The organism is Dokdonella immobilis (genome assembly GCF_900115085.1).
Classification (GTDB): Bacteria; Pseudomonadota; Gammaproteobacteria; order Xanthomonadales; family Rhodanobacteraceae; genus Dokdonella; species Dokdonella immobilis.
On the sequence record NZ_FOVF01000007.1, the window covers coordinates 34,709 to 49,412 of the forward strand.

At 64.8% G+C, this 14,704-nt stretch carries 10 protein-coding genes; 6 read left to right on the top strand and 4 right to left on the bottom strand.

The window, feature by feature from the left end:
- Complete coding sequence (locus BM125_RS07335; RefSeq protein ID WP_092406470.1) at positions 1–1,143, bottom strand: FIST signal transduction protein; 1,143 nt, start codon at positions 1,141–1,143, stop codon at positions 1–3.
- 299 nt (positions 1,144–1,442) lie between these two features.
- Between BM125_RS07335 and BM125_RS20160 the strand changes: the two genes are divergently transcribed.
- Entirely contained in the window at positions 1,443–1,610 is a 168-nt protein-coding gene (locus tag BM125_RS20160) for a hypothetical protein (RefSeq protein WP_175497951.1), read from the top strand.
- Between the two features lie 274 nt (positions 1,611–1,884).
- On the top strand, positions 1,885–2,460 hold the full coding sequence (locus tag BM125_RS07340; protein WP_175497952.1) for a lipocalin family protein: 576 nt from the start codon (positions 1,885–1,887) through the stop codon (positions 2,458–2,460).
- Positions 2,461–2,514: 54 nt separating this feature from the next.
- Here BM125_RS07340 and BM125_RS07345 read toward each other — a convergent pair whose 3' ends face one another.
- The gene (locus tag BM125_RS07345; protein WP_092406474.1) at positions 2,515–3,264 is read right to left on the bottom strand and encodes a methyltransferase family protein; all 750 of its coding nucleotides are present in this window, start codon (positions 3,262–3,264) and stop codon (positions 2,515–2,517) included.
- A 373-nt stretch (positions 3,265–3,637) separates the two neighbouring features.
- Between BM125_RS07345 and BM125_RS07350 the strand changes: the two genes are divergently transcribed.
- The 4 genes from BM125_RS07350 (at position 3,638) to BM125_RS07365 (ending at position 9,477) form a co-directional block, all read left to right on the top strand.
- The gene (locus tag BM125_RS07350; protein ID WP_092406476.1) at positions 3,638–5,824 is read left to right on the top strand and encodes an alpha-amylase family glycosyl hydrolase; all 2,187 of its coding nucleotides are present in this window, start codon (positions 3,638–3,640) and stop codon (positions 5,822–5,824) included.
- Positions 5,825–5,942: 118 nt separating this feature from the next.
- Positions 5,943–6,734 (top strand): lysophospholipid acyltransferase family protein, encoded by a 792-nt coding sequence (locus tag BM125_RS07355; protein ID WP_092406636.1) that lies wholly within the window; start codon positions 5,943–5,945, stop codon positions 6,732–6,734.
- Positions 6,735–6,845: 111 nt separating this feature from the next.
- The gene (locus tag BM125_RS07360; RefSeq protein WP_092406478.1) at positions 6,846–7,316 is read left to right on the top strand and encodes a (2Fe-2S)-binding protein; all 471 of its coding nucleotides are present in this window, start codon (positions 6,846–6,848) and stop codon (positions 7,314–7,316) included.
- A complete protein-coding gene (locus tag BM125_RS07365) occupies positions 7,306–9,477 on the top strand; it encodes a xanthine dehydrogenase family protein molybdopterin-binding subunit (RefSeq protein WP_092406480.1) in 2,172 nt (723 codons plus the stop codon). The genes BM125_RS07360 and BM125_RS07365 overlap by 11 nt, the downstream gene beginning before the upstream one ends.
- Positions 9,478–11,218: 1,741 nt before the next feature.
- Here the strand turns inward: BM125_RS07365 and BM125_RS07375 are convergent.
- Both BM125_RS07375 and BM125_RS07380 read right to left on the bottom strand, forming a co-directional pair.
- Positions 11,219–13,306, bottom strand: a complete 2,088-nt coding sequence (locus BM125_RS07375) for an oxidoreductase (RefSeq protein WP_092406484.1) — start codon at positions 13,304–13,306, stop codon at positions 11,219–11,221.
- 5 nt (positions 13,307–13,311) lie between these two features.
- A complete protein-coding gene (locus BM125_RS07380; RefSeq protein WP_092406486.1) occupies positions 13,312–14,625 on the bottom strand; it encodes an amino acid permease in 1,314 nt (437 codons plus the stop codon).
- Between the last annotated feature and the right edge of the window lie 79 nt (positions 14,626–14,704).

Consider the following 14,704-nt stretch of genomic DNA (forward strand, 5'->3'; position numbering starts at 1 on the left):
TCAGAACAGGGAAACCAGGGTGGATTTGTTCATGAGTTCGATCACGCCTCCGCGCGAACTGGCGATCTCGCCGATCGACAATGCGCCATACAGCCGTTCGGCGCCCGGCAGCGCGTGTTCGATCGCGCGAATTTCATCCGCAAACGCTTCGTCCAGGAAAAGCACCCGACTGATGCAGTCGAAAACCAGGGCGGTGTAGCCGACCGGGGCAGATTCGCGCAGGCGTCGCTGGCGTGTGGCCAGCGCATCCGAGGCGGCCTGTCCCGCGGAGGCGATGAGCGTGGGTGATTCGCCCTTGAGGAGATAGAGGGTCGCGTTTTGCGGAACCTCGCCGACACAGACCAGGGTGTCGCCGGTCTGCTTGATCGGGTCGCGAACCAGAAACTCGCCGTCGATGCTTTCGATGCCGAGCGGGTAGGTTTTCGAGATCGCGAAGAAGTCCTCATGGTCAAAGCTGCGGCCCGAATGGGCTTCGACCAGCTTCCGATAGGTCTGGAAGGCGCCGGAGAAATTCAGTTCCTCGAGCACGTTTCCGTGTGAGCGCGTGACCAGGAAGGGACCCTCCAGCTTCTTCCAGCCATGCGCGATGCCGCGGTCGATGCCGCATGGCATGGCGACCAGGAGGGCGGCGTCCTCGATCATCCCGGAACCGCTCAGCAGACAAGGACGCGGCACCAGGTCGAGGTAGCCGGCGCCTCCGCCGACGACGGTTGTGCGCACGCCCACGGCCTCATAGAGACGCTCGACGAAGGTCTCCAGGTTCGAGGACAGTCCATCGACCAGGGTGATCAGGCTGCCGGCACGTTCGAGCATCGGCGCCAGCCCCTGCAACTGTGTTTCGACGCCCGCGCCTTGCGAAAGGTGGCTGACGATGGCTACGTCAAAGTGGTCGGGAAAGCCGATCACCAGGGTTCCGCGCGAAAGGCGACGACCGCCATGGATGATGCTCGGAAAGATGCCGCCGAAGACAGGCAATCCGAGCGACTGCAACAGGGGAGACAGGGTTTGCGGGCGCCAGGATTCGCCCTGGCAGGCCAGGATCATCACACTCTTTGCGCCATTCCTGCGCAGTTGCGCGATCGCCCCTTCCAGCGCCTCGATTCCGGCCTTCTCCAGAAAGACTTCGTGCTGGCCTTCCTTCACCGGACCTCCTCGTCTGCGCCCTTGCCGAGACCATGCTCCACCAATGCACAGTGCGCGCCAGAGCACCTTGCGGCTGGGATCGAAGGCCGGTCATGCCCATCCAATCCCGCGATGTCCACTGTGCACTGCAGCAAGCCGGAATCTCCCCTTGCTGAACGCTACCAGATTGTCCCCGACTCCGGGACGTTGAGGGCAGCAACCACCCGCTGCGCCTTCTGCACAGGATCGACGGGACCGGAGTCGTTGATTTGGGAGCGACCAACGGATAACCTCGGCGCGGTAGGCGTATCGAGCTATTCATGGCACGCCGCCCCGACCCTGTCGGCCCGATCGTGCCCAGCAATGTGATTCGATTCGGCAACAACCGCGAAGCGTCCTTCTACGACGAGGCGGACTGCGAGACCTGCCTGACCTTCCTCGAGGAGGCGGCGATCGAGACGAAGTCGCCATTCATGCTTTCGTGTTGACGATCGATCTAGTGCATTTACTTGTAGCGCCCAACTTCGAACGTTGTACGGGCGACAAGATGCGGACCTTGGGTCGAGGGCTTGCGGAGTAATTCAATCACGCCCATCGGCGTACCGACATCTTGTGGGAAGGGCGCGACAAATCAACGATAGTCGGTGCGGATACCGAGCTACCGAGGGAGTGGCGCCATATCGAGTTGAATTCGGTGCGTGCCGGCCTGGTATGGCATGCATCGATTCTGGCGGGCATTTCCCGACCGGCTGGAGAGTTTTCATGGGCCTGCGCACACTTGCGACACTGATCGTGCTGATTGCCATGATGCTTCTGCTTGCTTGCGCCTCGAACCCCACGCACCTACCGCCGCTCAGGTCCTCGGCCACGATCGACCTGCAGCGGTACATGGGCGCCTGGCATGTGATCGGACGGATCGACTATTTCGGCGAGCGCGGCGACTTCGCCAGCGAGGATGTGTATTCACTCGACAAGGACGGCAATGTCGATACGGTCTACCGCTACCGCAAGGGTTTCGACGCGAATTCGCCGGTCAAGACCCTCAAGTCGGTCGGCTTGGTCCAGCCCGAGTCCGGCAATGCGTACTGGCGCATCCGATTCTTCGGACTGTTCAAGGCCGATTATCTGATTCTCGAAGTCGCCGACGACTATACCTGGGCGCTGATCGGGCAACCGAGCCGCAAGCTCGGCTGGATTTTCGGGCGCGAGGCGGTGATGCCGGATGCGCTGTACGCGCAATTGCTCGACAAGATGCGCGGCTACGGCTACGACACCTCGAAACTGCTGCGCGTGGCCCAGGTGCCGGAACAGGTTGGCAAGCCCGGATTCCACGAGTAGCACTGCGGAAGCGAAGGCCGTTCCATCCTGCGTCGATCCCCCGTTTCGGGGCGCCTACAGGATGCCGGGCAGCAGCCACCAGCTGCGTTTCCGGTACGCGGCCCATTCCGGGTAGCGCGCCATGCTCGATTCCTTCATGACCATGTTTGTCGAGAACAGCAGGCCCCAGAAATAGGCCAGGACCAGCCACGGAATCCAGTGCCAGGCGAGCAGGGCGAAGGCGCCGTAGACCATCATTTCACCGAGATAATTCGGATGCCGGATCCGGCTGAACACGCCATCCGTGATAAGACCCCGGCGCAGTTTCAGCGTGCAGTATTTCTGCACGTCGGATGCGGTCATGATGATGCAGCCGAGCAGGCACAGGCTGACGCAGAGCGCATACCAGGCGGGCGCCGGCAACGGATAGGCCATCGAGGTGCGACCCGAGATGATCAACCATCCGGCCAGCCAATAGGCGGCCAGGCCGATCGCGCCGAGCACCGAGCTCGCGATCGTCGCGCGACCCTGCCACTTGGCGTCGGGAAACAAGAGGTCCTTGAGCAGCCAGTTGAGGCCATAGCTGCCGTGCAAGGCCAGATAGAGCCAGGCCGCCGTCGAGGTGGCCGCCGGCGTCCTGTCGGCATAGAACCAGATCAGGCATCCGAAGAACGGAAACGAGCCGGCCTTCTGCAGGTTGATGACCCAGGCCAGCTTGAGCGGCCGCGGACCGCCGCCGAGGTCGAACATCATCCACTGGTTCAAGCGCTGCAAGGCCCGAGCCCAGGCAGGCGCCGCCTCGGTGCGTCTCGTCGAATCGGACATGGGCATCCCGGGGCGCAGTGAACAGGTCCCGATCTTCCCGCCGCGGAACAGGCCGTGGCAAGCCCGATTGGCGCGCAGGAGCCACTGACCCTGCTTCGACTCCGGGACAAGGTCCGGCCACGTCGGCCTGCGAGCATTCGAAGGAAAAGTGTATTGAGGACAGATGTGCATTTCATCGCATGAATACGTATGCAGGGCATTGTCGAGCACGGTCGGCGCGCCTAGTCTCGATGCGGCGCATGCAGGCGCCTTGCAGTCCCGTCGGCAAGGGGGCGATCGGTCACGATCGTTCGACGGTTCCCCGGCCTGACTGCCGTATCCGCCGTGGCCCTGCGCCACGGACATCCATTGCCGTCGAACCCGGGAGAGTTTGATGAAAGCGACCGATACCGATTCAGCCGTCCATTCGAAGCGCGTTTCGACACCGTGCCATTGCTGGGCGCGCGTGGCCATCGTGCTCGCCGCCGGGCTCCTTGCCGCGGCTCCCCTGGCGGCGCAGAGCCTGCGCGCAGGTTACAACCGCGACGTCATCTATCAGGTCTTCGTCGATCGCTTCTTCGATGGCAGCAGCGCCAACAACGATCCCTCCGACCCCCTCTTCGACGCCAGCGGGACCGATCTGCAGCGCTACATCGGCGGCGACTTCCAGGGCCTGACCCAGAAAGTCGGCTACCTGAAGAACATGGGCATCTCGGCCGTTTGGGTGACCTCGCCGCTGGACAACCGCAACCTGCAGACCCTGAACGGCTCGTTCGCGCCGTACCACGGCTACGAGATGCGGGATACGCTCAAGCCCGATGAGCATTTCACCGATGCCGCGCGCAACTGGGCCGCGTTCGACAGCTTCGTCACGGCGGCGCACAACGCCGGCATCAAGGTCATTGTCGACTTCGCGCCAAATCATTCGAACGTGCGCAATTCGGGCGAGAACGGCAGCCTGTCGGCCAATGGCGTTTTCCAGGCGAACTATGCGACCAATCCCGGCGGGTTCTTCCACACCGGTGCCAATCTCGCCGGTGGCCAGTTCGATTCGGCCTACGAGACCCAGTACCTGACCCTGTTCGACCTGACCGACCTCAACCAGGAAAACGCCACGGTCGATGCGCTGCTCAAGGGCGCCGTGGGCAACCTGCAGAACCATGGGGTCGACGGTTTTCGCATCGATGCGACCAAGCATGTGAACTGGGGCTGGCAGTACAGCCTGGCCAACGCGATCTACAGCAACCGCACAAGCTTCATCTTCGGCGAGTGGGTGGCCGACGACAGCGGCAATCCGCTTTATCGCGACATGCTCAAGTTCAGCAACCGGAGCGGCATCGCCGAACTGAACTTCCCGCTGTTCACGCGGGCCAGCAGCGTGTTCGCCCAGGGCGGTTCGTTCATCGATCTCGACAACGTCATCGGCCAGCAGCAGGGCGATTTCGCCTACCAGAACGATCTCGTCAACTTCATCGACAACCACGATCGCCAACGCTTCCTGACCGTCGACACGAGCAGCAACGACCGCAAGCACCTGCACGAGGCGCTGGCCTTCATCCTCACCGCACGCGGCATTCCGTGCATCTACTACGGCAGCGAACAGTACCTCGAGGGTGGCAACGATCCGGACAACCGGCGCAGGATGCCGGCCTTCGACGAGACCACGACCGCGTTCAAGCTGATCAAGGCGCTGTCGACGCTGCGCAATGCCAACGAGGCGCTGGCCTTCGGTTCGACCAGCGAGCGCTGGATCAACAGCAATGTCTACATCTACGAGCGCAAGTTCTACGACAGCGTGGTCGTGGTCGCGATCAACAAGGGGACGGCTGCGCAGAACATCGGCGGCCTGGTCACCTCGTTGCCGACCGGGTCCTATGCCGACTATCTCGACAACCTCGTTGGCGGCGTTTCGCTGTCGGTCCTTGCCGCGACCGCGGGCGGTTACAGCACCGCGAACTTCGCCCTGCCGGCCAACAGCGTTTCGATCTGGCAGCGCGATCCGGCGACGACGACTGCGCAACTGGGCAACGTGACACCGACGGCGGCGCAACCGGGGGTCAAGGTAATCATCAGTGGCCAGGGCTTTGGCACGAGCACTGGCAGCGTCAAATTTGGCGCGAGCAGCGCCGCGATCACGAGCTGGAGCGACCGGCAGATCGTTGCGACCGTACCCAACGTCGGCCAGGGCAGCTCGGTCGTCACGGTGACACGCTCGGGCAGTTCGACGGCCTCGAACGGCTTCAACTTCAGCGTCTACCAGGCCAGGCTGGTGCCGGTCACGTTCACCGTCTACAACGCCGCGCCGACCAATCCGGGCGACGCCATCTACCTGACCGGCAACACGGTCGAACTCGGCAACTGGGCGACCACGCCGGCCAGCGCGGTCGGGGCGATGCTGACCAATGCCAGCACCTATCCGAACTGGTGGCTGACGGTCAGCGTGCCGGCCGGCAAGACCATCCAGTACAAGTTCATCCGCATCCGTGCCGACGGCAGCGTGACCTGGGAAAACGGCGGCAATCACAGCGTTGCGGTGCGGGCCTCCGGGGTCGGGGCGGTCAATGTGAGCTGGCAGTACTGAGCGACAAGGACGACCGAGGCTCCAGGCGCGGGCACCCGTTGCCAAGGCCAACGATGCCTGCCGGCTTGGTCGCCAGGCGGTGATCGCCTATCATGCTGCGCCTCGCGAAGGGGGCAGCATGGCGGTGACTTCATCCTCGGTTCGCCCGGGTATTTCGGGTGCTTTCGGCTGGCGCGTGCTCAACGCGCTGCAGCTTCTGTTTACCGTGCTATGGACCGGCGCCCTGCTCGGCCCGGCCTTGTTGCTGCTCGTGCTCTGCGGGGGGCGGCGGCGCTGGCCATTGCGCATGGCCTCGCGGATCTGGGCGCCCGGCCTGCTCGCGGGTGCGGGCGTGCGCCTCGATCTCGAGGGTTTCGACGCGATCGATTTCTCGAAGCCGCATATCGTCGTGGCCAACCACCAGTCGATGATCGATGTGTGCGTCTTGTACCGGGCATTGCCGGTACCGTTGCGTTTCGTGCTCAAGCAGGAACTTGCGCATGTGCCGCTGATTGGCTGGTACGCGCGAGCCATGGGCATGGTCTTCATCGAGCGCGAAGCGGCGCGCAAGGCGGCCCGTCGCCTGCATGCCGCGCACGACCTGTTCGCCGCTGGCGACAGCCTGTGCGCCTTTCCGGAGGGCACGCGCAGCCGCGACGGCCGGGTCGGTGCGTTCAAGGGTGGCGTCTTCAAACTGGCCATCGAGTCGGGCGTGCCGATCCTGCCGGTCGCGATCGAAGGCAGCGGACGGGTGCTGCCGGCTTCCGGTTTTAGCGTGCGTCCGGGTTGCATTCGTCTGCGCGCAGGCGATCCGATCAGTACGGATGGGCTGCAGGTCTCCGATCGCAACCTGCTCGCCCGGCGCTGTCACGACGCCGTGATCGCACTCCTCGATCAGGCCTTGCCCGGGTCGGCCCCTGCAGGCCACTGAGGATTCCGAGGCCGGTCGAGGGCTCTCGTCGGCACTGCGCTTGCGTGCATGACTGCCGACATATCGCGGGTGTAGGCTTGGAACTTCCCAGGCGCCGCCGAGGTGATCGCGATGAAGCTCGATATCAATGGTCGGGAGCATGAAGTCGATGTCCCGGCCGACATGCCGTTGTTGTGGGTATTGCGCGACGTGGTCGGCCTGACCGGCACCAAGTTCGGCTGCGGCATTGCCCAGTGCGGTGCCTGCACGGTGCACGTGGATGGCCAGCCGACGCGCTCCTGCGTGATGCCGGCGTCGGCCCTGGCCGGAAAGAAGATCACGACGATCGAGAGCCTCGGCAGCGACGGCTCGCACCCGGTCCAGCGCGCCTGGATCGAGCACGATGTGGTCCAGTGCGGCTATTGCCAGTCCGGCCAGGTCATGTCGGCGGTGGCCCTGCTGGCGAGCAAACCGAAACCGACCGATGCCGATATCGACGCCGCCATGGCCGGCAACATCTGTCGCTGCGGCACCTACCAGCGCATCCGCTCCGCCGTGCATCGCGCGGCCGAACTGGCCGGGGAGAAGCACCATGAGTCCTGATTCCGGCAACCCGATGCTGCCGTCGCGGCGGCAGTTCCTGGCGACCTCGGCGACACTGGCCGGCGGTCTCGTCATCGCCTGTTTCGTGCCGTTCGGCACGCGCCGACTGTTCGCCCAGGAAGGCGGGCCGCCGCCGGCGCCGCCAATGGATCCGAATGCCTTCGTGCACATCGGCAGCGACGACAGCGTGACTGTCGTGCTCAAGCATTCGGAGATGGGCCAGGGCGTGTGGACGTCGATACCGATGGTCGTCGCCGAGGAACTCGATTGCGACTGGTCGAAGGTGCGCGTCGAGAATGCGCCGAATGCGCAGGTCTACGCGAATAATGCGTTCGGCATCCAGGGCACTGGCGGATCGACCAGCACGCTCGAATCGTTCGGCCAGATGCGCGAGGCCGGGGCGATGGCGCGCGCGATGCTGGTCGATGCCGCGGCGCAGCGCTGGAAGGTCGATCCCTCGACCTGCCGCACCGAGAAGGGTCGGGTCATTTCGGGCACCCACAGCGCGCGCTATGGCGAACTTGCCGATGCCGCCGCCAAGCTCAAGGCGCCGGAAAAGGTTGCCCTCAAGGACCCGTCGAAGTGGACCCTGATCGGCAAGCCGACGCCGCGCCTGGACAGCCTGGCCAAGGTCACCGGGACGGCCGGATTCGGCATCGACGTGCAGCGACCGGGCCTGCTGGTCGCGATGGTCGCGCGTGCGCCGGTATTCGGCGGCACGGTCAAGTCGTTCGATGCGACCAAGGCCAGGGCGGTCGATGGCGTGGTCGACGTGCTCCAGGTACCGAGCGGCGTCGCCGTGCTCGGCAAGCACACCTGGGCCGCGAAGAAGGGCCGGGATGCCCTCGTCATCGACTGGGACAACGGCGCCGGGGCGACGATGTCGACCGAGGCGATGCGCGCCGACTATCGAAAGCGGGCCGGCACGCGCGGCCTCGTGGCCAAGACGCAGGGCGAGGTCGACGCCGCACTCGAGGCCGCCGAGAAGCGGATCGAGGCCGACTACGAAGTCCCGTTCCTGGCGCACGCGCCGATGGAGCCGCTCAACTGCACCGTGGAGATCGGCAAGGACGGTTGTGAGATCTGGACAGGCACCCAGTTCCAGGGCGTCGACCAGGGCGTGGTCGCGCAGATCCTCGGCATCGAGCCCGGCCGGGTGAAGATCCACACACAGTTCCTCGGCGGCGGTTTTGGCCGCCGCGCCAACCCCGTTTCGGATTTCGTCGCCGAGGCCGTGCAGGTGGCCAAGGCTGCCAACAAGCCGGTCAAGCTCGTCTGGACGCGCGAGGACGATGTGCGTGGCGGCTACTACCGTCCGATGTGGTTGTCGCGGTTTTCGGCGGCGCTCGGCAAGGATGGCAAGCCGAGCGCGTGGTCGCACACGATCGTCGGCCAGTCGATCATCGCCGGTACTCCGTTCGCGCCGGTGATGATCAAGGATGGCATCGATGCGACCTCGGTCGAAGGTGCGGCGGACTCGCCATATCTCGCCGCGATTCCCGCGCATCGCGTCGACCTGCATACGCCGACCAGCCCGATCCCGGTACTCTGGTGGCGTTCGGTTGGCCACTCGCATACCGGATTCGTGGTCGAGAGCTTCATCGACGAACTCGCGCATGCGGCCAGGACCGATCCGCTCGAGTTCCGGCGCAAGCTTTTGCCAGCCGATTCACGCAACCTGCGCGCGCTCGAACTCGCGGCCAGGGAATTCGGCTGGGGCAAGCCGTTGCCGAAGGGCCATGCAGCCGGCCTCGCCGTGCATGAATCCTTCGCCAGCCATGTCGCCCAGGTCGCCGAAGTTTCGGTCGAGGACGGCAAGATCCGCGTCCACCGCGTGGTCTGCGCCGTCGATTGCGGCCCCGTGGTCAATCCGATGACGATCGAGGCGCAGATGCAGTCGGCGATCGCCTTCGGTCTCGGCGCGGCGCTGCACAGCAAGATCACGTTCAAGGACGGCAAGGTCGAACAGGGCAATTTCAACGACTACCTGGTGCTGCGCCTCGACGAGATGCCAAAGGTCGAGGTGCATATCGTCAAGAGCACCGACAAGATGGGTGGTGTCGGCGAACCGGGCCTGCCGCCGATCGCGCCGGCGGTGGCGAATGCGGTGTTTGCCGCGACCGGGAAGCGGTTGAGGTCGTTGCCATTCGTCTTGACCTGATCTTGCGGGGGCACTGAGGGTTGTCGCGCGCAACCTTCGGCAGGCTCAGGACAGGCGGGACTTCGCCCGGGCAGGGGGCCAGTGACTCAGCTTCATCTCTTGCTCGGGCATCGCTACGCGGCGCATTCCTGGCGCGGGTGCAGAGCTTTCACTCGCCCGCGGCGAGCGAGTCACTCCGATTCCCCTGTAGGAGCGCCTTCAGGCGAAATGCTTTTCCGCACGATTCGAACATCCACTCCGTTGTCCCTATGCAGGCAGGGATCCAGTGACTTTGCTGTCCGCGCTGCTGTGCATCGCTTCGCGGCGCATTCTTGGGGTAGTAGCAGAGCTTTCACTGGCCTTCGCCGAGCGAGTCACTCCGCTGCCACTGTAGGAGCGCCTTCAGGCGCGATGCCTTTCCGCACGATTCGAACATCCACGCTGTTGTCCCTATGCAGGCAGGGACCTTGTGACTCCGCTTCTGCGCTTGATCGTGCATCGCTTCGCGGCGCATTCTTGGAGTAGGAGCGGAGCTTTCACTCGCCTTCGGCGAGCGAGTTACTTTCTCTTGCGTGGCCAAGAGAAAGTAACCAAAGAGAAGGCCACCCCAAAGCGGTGGTCGCCGGGCATCCTGCCCTGCGACTGCGCGGCCGGGCTACGGGGGTTCGCTGACAGCACCTCCGTGTGCTGGCAGCGAACTGGGCGCAATCCATTGCGCCCACCCTGCGGGCCTTTCCTTCGCCCGACCGCCACCGCTTACGGGGCCCGCTTAGCGCGCATCCTGCGCGCCAGAGCGGAGAGCAAGGGCAACAGCCAAAGCCAAAGCCGAAGCCGAAGCCGAAGCCGAAGCCGAGGCCGAAGCCGAAGCCGAAGCCGAAGCCGAAGCCGAAGCCGAAGCCGAAGCCCCTCATCCGCCTTTGGCAACTGAACTCGCACCCTCCATGGCGCTCGCCCTGCGGGCAGCATTCGCTGCGCAAAACGGCCGTCCTGCCGTTTGGTCTCCCGCACGGCGGGAGAAGGAACTTCAAGCGCAGAGACGAAGCCGCATCCGCAGGCTCGCGGGAATCTGCTTCGTCTTGGCTGCGCAGGAGGCGCAGTGAATGGGGCCCCTATGCAGTGGCGCAGCGGCGGAGAAAAGGCCCGCAGGGTGGCTCGCAAGGAGGCGAGCCAGTTGGCTGCCAGTCCAGGGATGGACTGTCAGCCAACCCCGGAGCCGCTGCGCGGAGTCGGAGGGCAGGATGCCCGGAGACCGCTGCATCGGGGTGGCCTTCTCTTTGGTTACTTTCTCTTGGCCACGCAAGAGAAAGTGACTCGCTCGCCGAAGGCGAGTGAAAGCTTTGCTCTTAACTCCAAGAATGCGCCGCGAAGCGATGCACGAACAAGCGGAAAGGCCAAGGCACTGGGTCCCCACCCGAACGAAGTCCGGCCTGTCCTGAGCCGGTCGAAGGGCAGAGACGACGGCGTACAAGTTCGAATCGGGCGGAAGGAGCATCGCGCCTGAAGGCGCTCCTACAGTTAAAACGACGTGAGTCGCTCGCCGCAGGCGGTTTAGAGCCTTTCCTCAATAGGATGCATCGCGAATCGCTGTGCAATTTCACGTAGGCCTGGGGCGCCGAGTTCTACCTCACGCCTTCAAGCAATCGTGCGCATCGGCACGCCGACACCACAAGCAGAGCCCAACTGCATTCCAGGCGCGATGCGCCTCATGTCACCCATCGAGGCGCCCGGAAAGGCCGAATCGAACGAAACCAGGGCCAACAATTCAGTCCGACTGCCCGGCCAGCAAGTCCGTCTCCCGGGCAGTGTGAAAATGCCGCTTGAAGACAACCTCGCCGGTCTCCGGCTCCTCGAGCTCGCGCGCATAGCGATGCCCGGCGTAGACGGCGTGGGCGATCAGGCCCGGGGCTTCGGCGTCGCCAATGCAGCGGACGGCCTGGATGCCGGCGTCGGACCATTCGGATCCGCGCAGCAGCAGCGCCTGGTGCAGCGCGTCGTTCGGGATGCGTGCGGTGATGGTGACTACGGCATCGCATTCGCGTTCGATGCGCGAGTGGTTCCAGACATTCTCGAGCGTGAGGCGGGTATCCGAGTAGTCGAGCACTGCATGCGAGACCAGGGTCCCGATGCCGAGTTCGGCGATACGCTTGCGGATGTGCCGGTAGTCGAGCGTGTGCATGCTCCATGGGGCAAGCTGGTCGTCCGGGGTCAGCCAGGTGACCTCGCAACCCTGCTTGTGCAGCAATTCGGCGACCACGCTGGACAGGTAGAAGCCGTCGTCATCGAGCACGACCACGCGCCCTTCCGGCAGGTGGCCATCCATCAGGTCGTCGGGCGTGAACACGCGCGGGTTGTCGGTGAAGCCGGCAATGGCCGACCCATGGCTGCGGCCGTAGCCGTCGCGGCGCCAGTGGCAGCCGGTGGCGAGCACGACATGTTCGGCGCCGAAGTCGAGCACATCCTGCGCGCTCAGCATCGAATCGAGATACACGCCAACATTGGCCAGCTTGTTGATCTGGCCGATGCGCCAGTCGCGCACGCGGGCCCATTCGGCGAGCCCGGGCAGTCGCGCTTCGCGGGTGACCCGACCGCCGAGTTCCGTGCTTGCCTCGGCGACGTTGACTTCGTAACCGCGCTGGCCGAGCGCGCGCGCCGCTTCGAGTCCTGCCGGGCCGGCGCCGACGACGAGGACGCGCCTGGGCGAGCGTTTCGGCGCAATGCGTTCGGGATGCCAGTCGCGCCGCCACTCCTCGCCCATGGTCGGATTCTGCGTGCAGCGGATCGGCGAAGTGGTCATGTCGCCCGAGACGCAGATGTTGCAGCCGATGCATTCGCGGATGTCTTCGATGCGACCTTCCTCGATTTTCCTGGGCAGGAATGGATCGGCGATCGAGGGGCGCGCGGCGCCGATCATGTCGAGGACGCCGCGGCGGATCTGCGCGACCATGGTGTCAGGTGAGGTGAAACGGCCGACGCCAACCACGGGCTTGCTCGTGGTCTTCTTGACGAAATCGATGAACGGTTCCTGGGCGCCCTCGGCGGCGAAGCGCGAGGGGATCGAATCGTTGTACCAGGCGGCGACGTTGACGTCCCAGAGGTCGGGTAGTTCGGCCAGCATCGCGACGATGTCGCGCGCTTCGGAGATCTCGACGCCGTTGGCACCGAGCAGTTCCTCGGTGGCGAAGCGCAGGGCCACGCCGCAGGTGTCGCCGACGGCATCCCTGGTGTCTTCGAGCACTTCGCGCAACAGGCGTACGCGATTCTCCAGCGAGCCGCCGTACTCGTCGCTGCGCTGGTTGCGCCGGCGTTGCAGGAAGTGCATGGCCAGCGAAAGGTCATGCGCCGCATAGACGTAAATGATGTCCATGCCGGCGCGCTTGCCGCGGATCGCCGCCTCGCGATGCCAGCGCCGGTACTCGCGGATGTCGTGGCGCGTCATCGCCCGCGCCTGCGACGGATAGCCGTACTTGGACGGCTGGTGCGACGGCCCGATCAGGACCTCGCGCGAATACAGGTTCGAGGCGGTCGGTCCGTTGTGGGTCAGTTCGAGCGCGGCCAGCGCGCCATGTGCATGAACCCGGTCGCACATCAGGGCCAGGGCCGGGATGTCGCGGTCGTCCCACAGGCGCGCCTCGACGTAAGGCGTCAAATCACCGCTCGGATGGATTTCGCATTCCTCGGTCGAGACCACGGCCCAGCCGCCCTCGGCCTTGACCTCGCGCATGGCCGCGTGGGCCAGCGGCATGGCATGGCCCATGCCGTTGCAGTGCGGAACCTGGAAGAAGCGGTTCTTCGCGGTGACCGGGCCGATCCGTACCGGGGTGAAGAGAATGTCGTAACGGGGGTCGCGCATGCGGTTCAGATCTTGATGGGGTCGGCCATTTTGCGGTGCATGCGCATCCATGCATAGAGCGGCAGGCCTGCCGCGATGAGGCCCAACGCATAGAGGAACGGCTCACCGCCTATCCCGACGAAGGCGAAGATCACGAAGGCCAGACCGATGACGGCAGACGCCAGTACGGCTCGACCCGTGCCATGCCCGGCGCCGCGACGGCACAACGCGATCAGACCCAGCGAACAGGCCAGATAGAGAGGCAGGTTGGCCGCCGTCACCACGCGGGTGAGGAAGGTGAAGGCGGCAACCAGCGACTGGCTGTAGCTCATGGCGATCATCAGCGAACCCAGCGCCCCGGACAGCAGCAGCGCGAACATCGGCGCGCCGCGGCGGTTGTTGCGCGAGAGCACATTCGGCAGGACGCCGTTGATGGCCATGGTCCGGGTCATTTCACCAACCAGCAGGGTCCAGCCGTTGAGCGCACCAAGACCGCTGACGACGACGAACAGGGCCAGCCAGCGGCCTGAACCGACTTGGCCGAAGCGCTCCATGAGCAGCGCGAACGGCGCGCCGGCCTCGGCCAGTTCGCCTTCCGGAATCAGTAGCAGCGGTACGGTGGAAACGATGATGTAGACGACGGCGACGATCACGGTACCGATCATGGTCGCGCGAGGAACCGTGTGAGCGGGATCTTCGACGCGCGACGCCGGCACGCTGGCGGACTCGAAACCGAGCATCGCGAACAGGGCGATCGTCATCGCCGCCATCACGCCGCCGAGCGTGATCGGTGCAGTGGGCGGGTGGGCGACATAGCTTTCCGGCGTCGTCAGCAACACCCAGGCGCCGAGGATCGCAATGGCGACCATCGGCAGCAGCTTGAGCACCGTGGTAACGATCTGCACGGCGCCGCCGGTGCGCACGCCGAACAGGTTGACCACGACCATCGACCACAACAGCAGCAGGGCGAGCAAGGCCGGCTGCATCGCATCGGCCTGCGGAAAAACGATCGCGATGTAGCCGACCACGCCGGTGGCGATGGCGGCGTTCGACAGCCAGCATGAGATCCAGTAGGCCCACATGGCCATGTAGGCCGGCAGATCGCCGAGTGTCTGGCGAATGTAGCCATAGGGTCCGTCGGCGTCGGGCATGGCGCGGGCCAGATGCGAAAAGACGCGGGCCAGGGTCAGGCAGCCGACGATGACGATGCCCCAGCCGATCAGGGCGTTGAAGCCGAACGGCGCAAGCGAGGCGGGCAACAGGAAGATGCCCATGCCGATGACGTTGCCGACGACCAGGGCAGTGCAGGTCCAGATGCCGATCTTCTTCGTTTCGTTCATGACTGGGCCTCCGGTTTCGATAGAGCGGGATCAACCGCCATGGCGGACGTGCGTACGCGCTGTGGTTGCCGTTCCAGGT

Excerpts from the sequence above, each read along its gene's own strand:
- BM125_RS07345 (WP_092406474.1), bottom strand. The coding sequence starts at position 3,264 with ATGTCCGATTCGACGAGACGCACCGAGGCGGCGCCTGCCTGGGCTCGG.
- BM125_RS07365 (WP_092406480.1), top strand. The coding sequence starts at position 7,306 with ATGAGTCCTGATTCCGGCAACCCGATGCTGCCGTCGCGGCGGCAGTTC.
- BM125_RS20160 (WP_175497951.1), top strand. The coding sequence starts at position 1,443 with ATGGCACGCCGCCCCGACCCTGTCGGCCCGATCGTGCCCAGCAATGTG.
- BM125_RS07350 (WP_092406476.1), top strand. The coding sequence starts at position 3,638 with ATGAAAGCGACCGATACCGATTCAGCCGTCCATTCGAAGCGCGTTTCG.
- BM125_RS07340 (WP_175497952.1), top strand. The coding sequence starts at position 1,885 with ATGGGCCTGCGCACACTTGCGACACTGATCGTGCTGATTGCCATGATG.
- BM125_RS07380 (WP_092406486.1), bottom strand. The coding sequence starts at position 14,625 with ATGAACGAAACGAAGAAGATCGGCATCTGGACCTGCACTGCCCTGGTC.
- BM125_RS07360 (WP_092406478.1), top strand. The coding sequence starts at position 6,846 with ATGAAGCTCGATATCAATGGTCGGGAGCATGAAGTCGATGTCCCGGCC.
- BM125_RS07355 (WP_092406636.1), top strand. The coding sequence starts at position 5,943 with ATGGCGGTGACTTCATCCTCGGTTCGCCCGGGTATTTCGGGTGCTTTC.
- BM125_RS07375 (WP_092406484.1), bottom strand. The coding sequence starts at position 13,306 with ATGCGCGACCCCCGTTACGACATTCTCTTCACCCCGGTACGGATCGGC.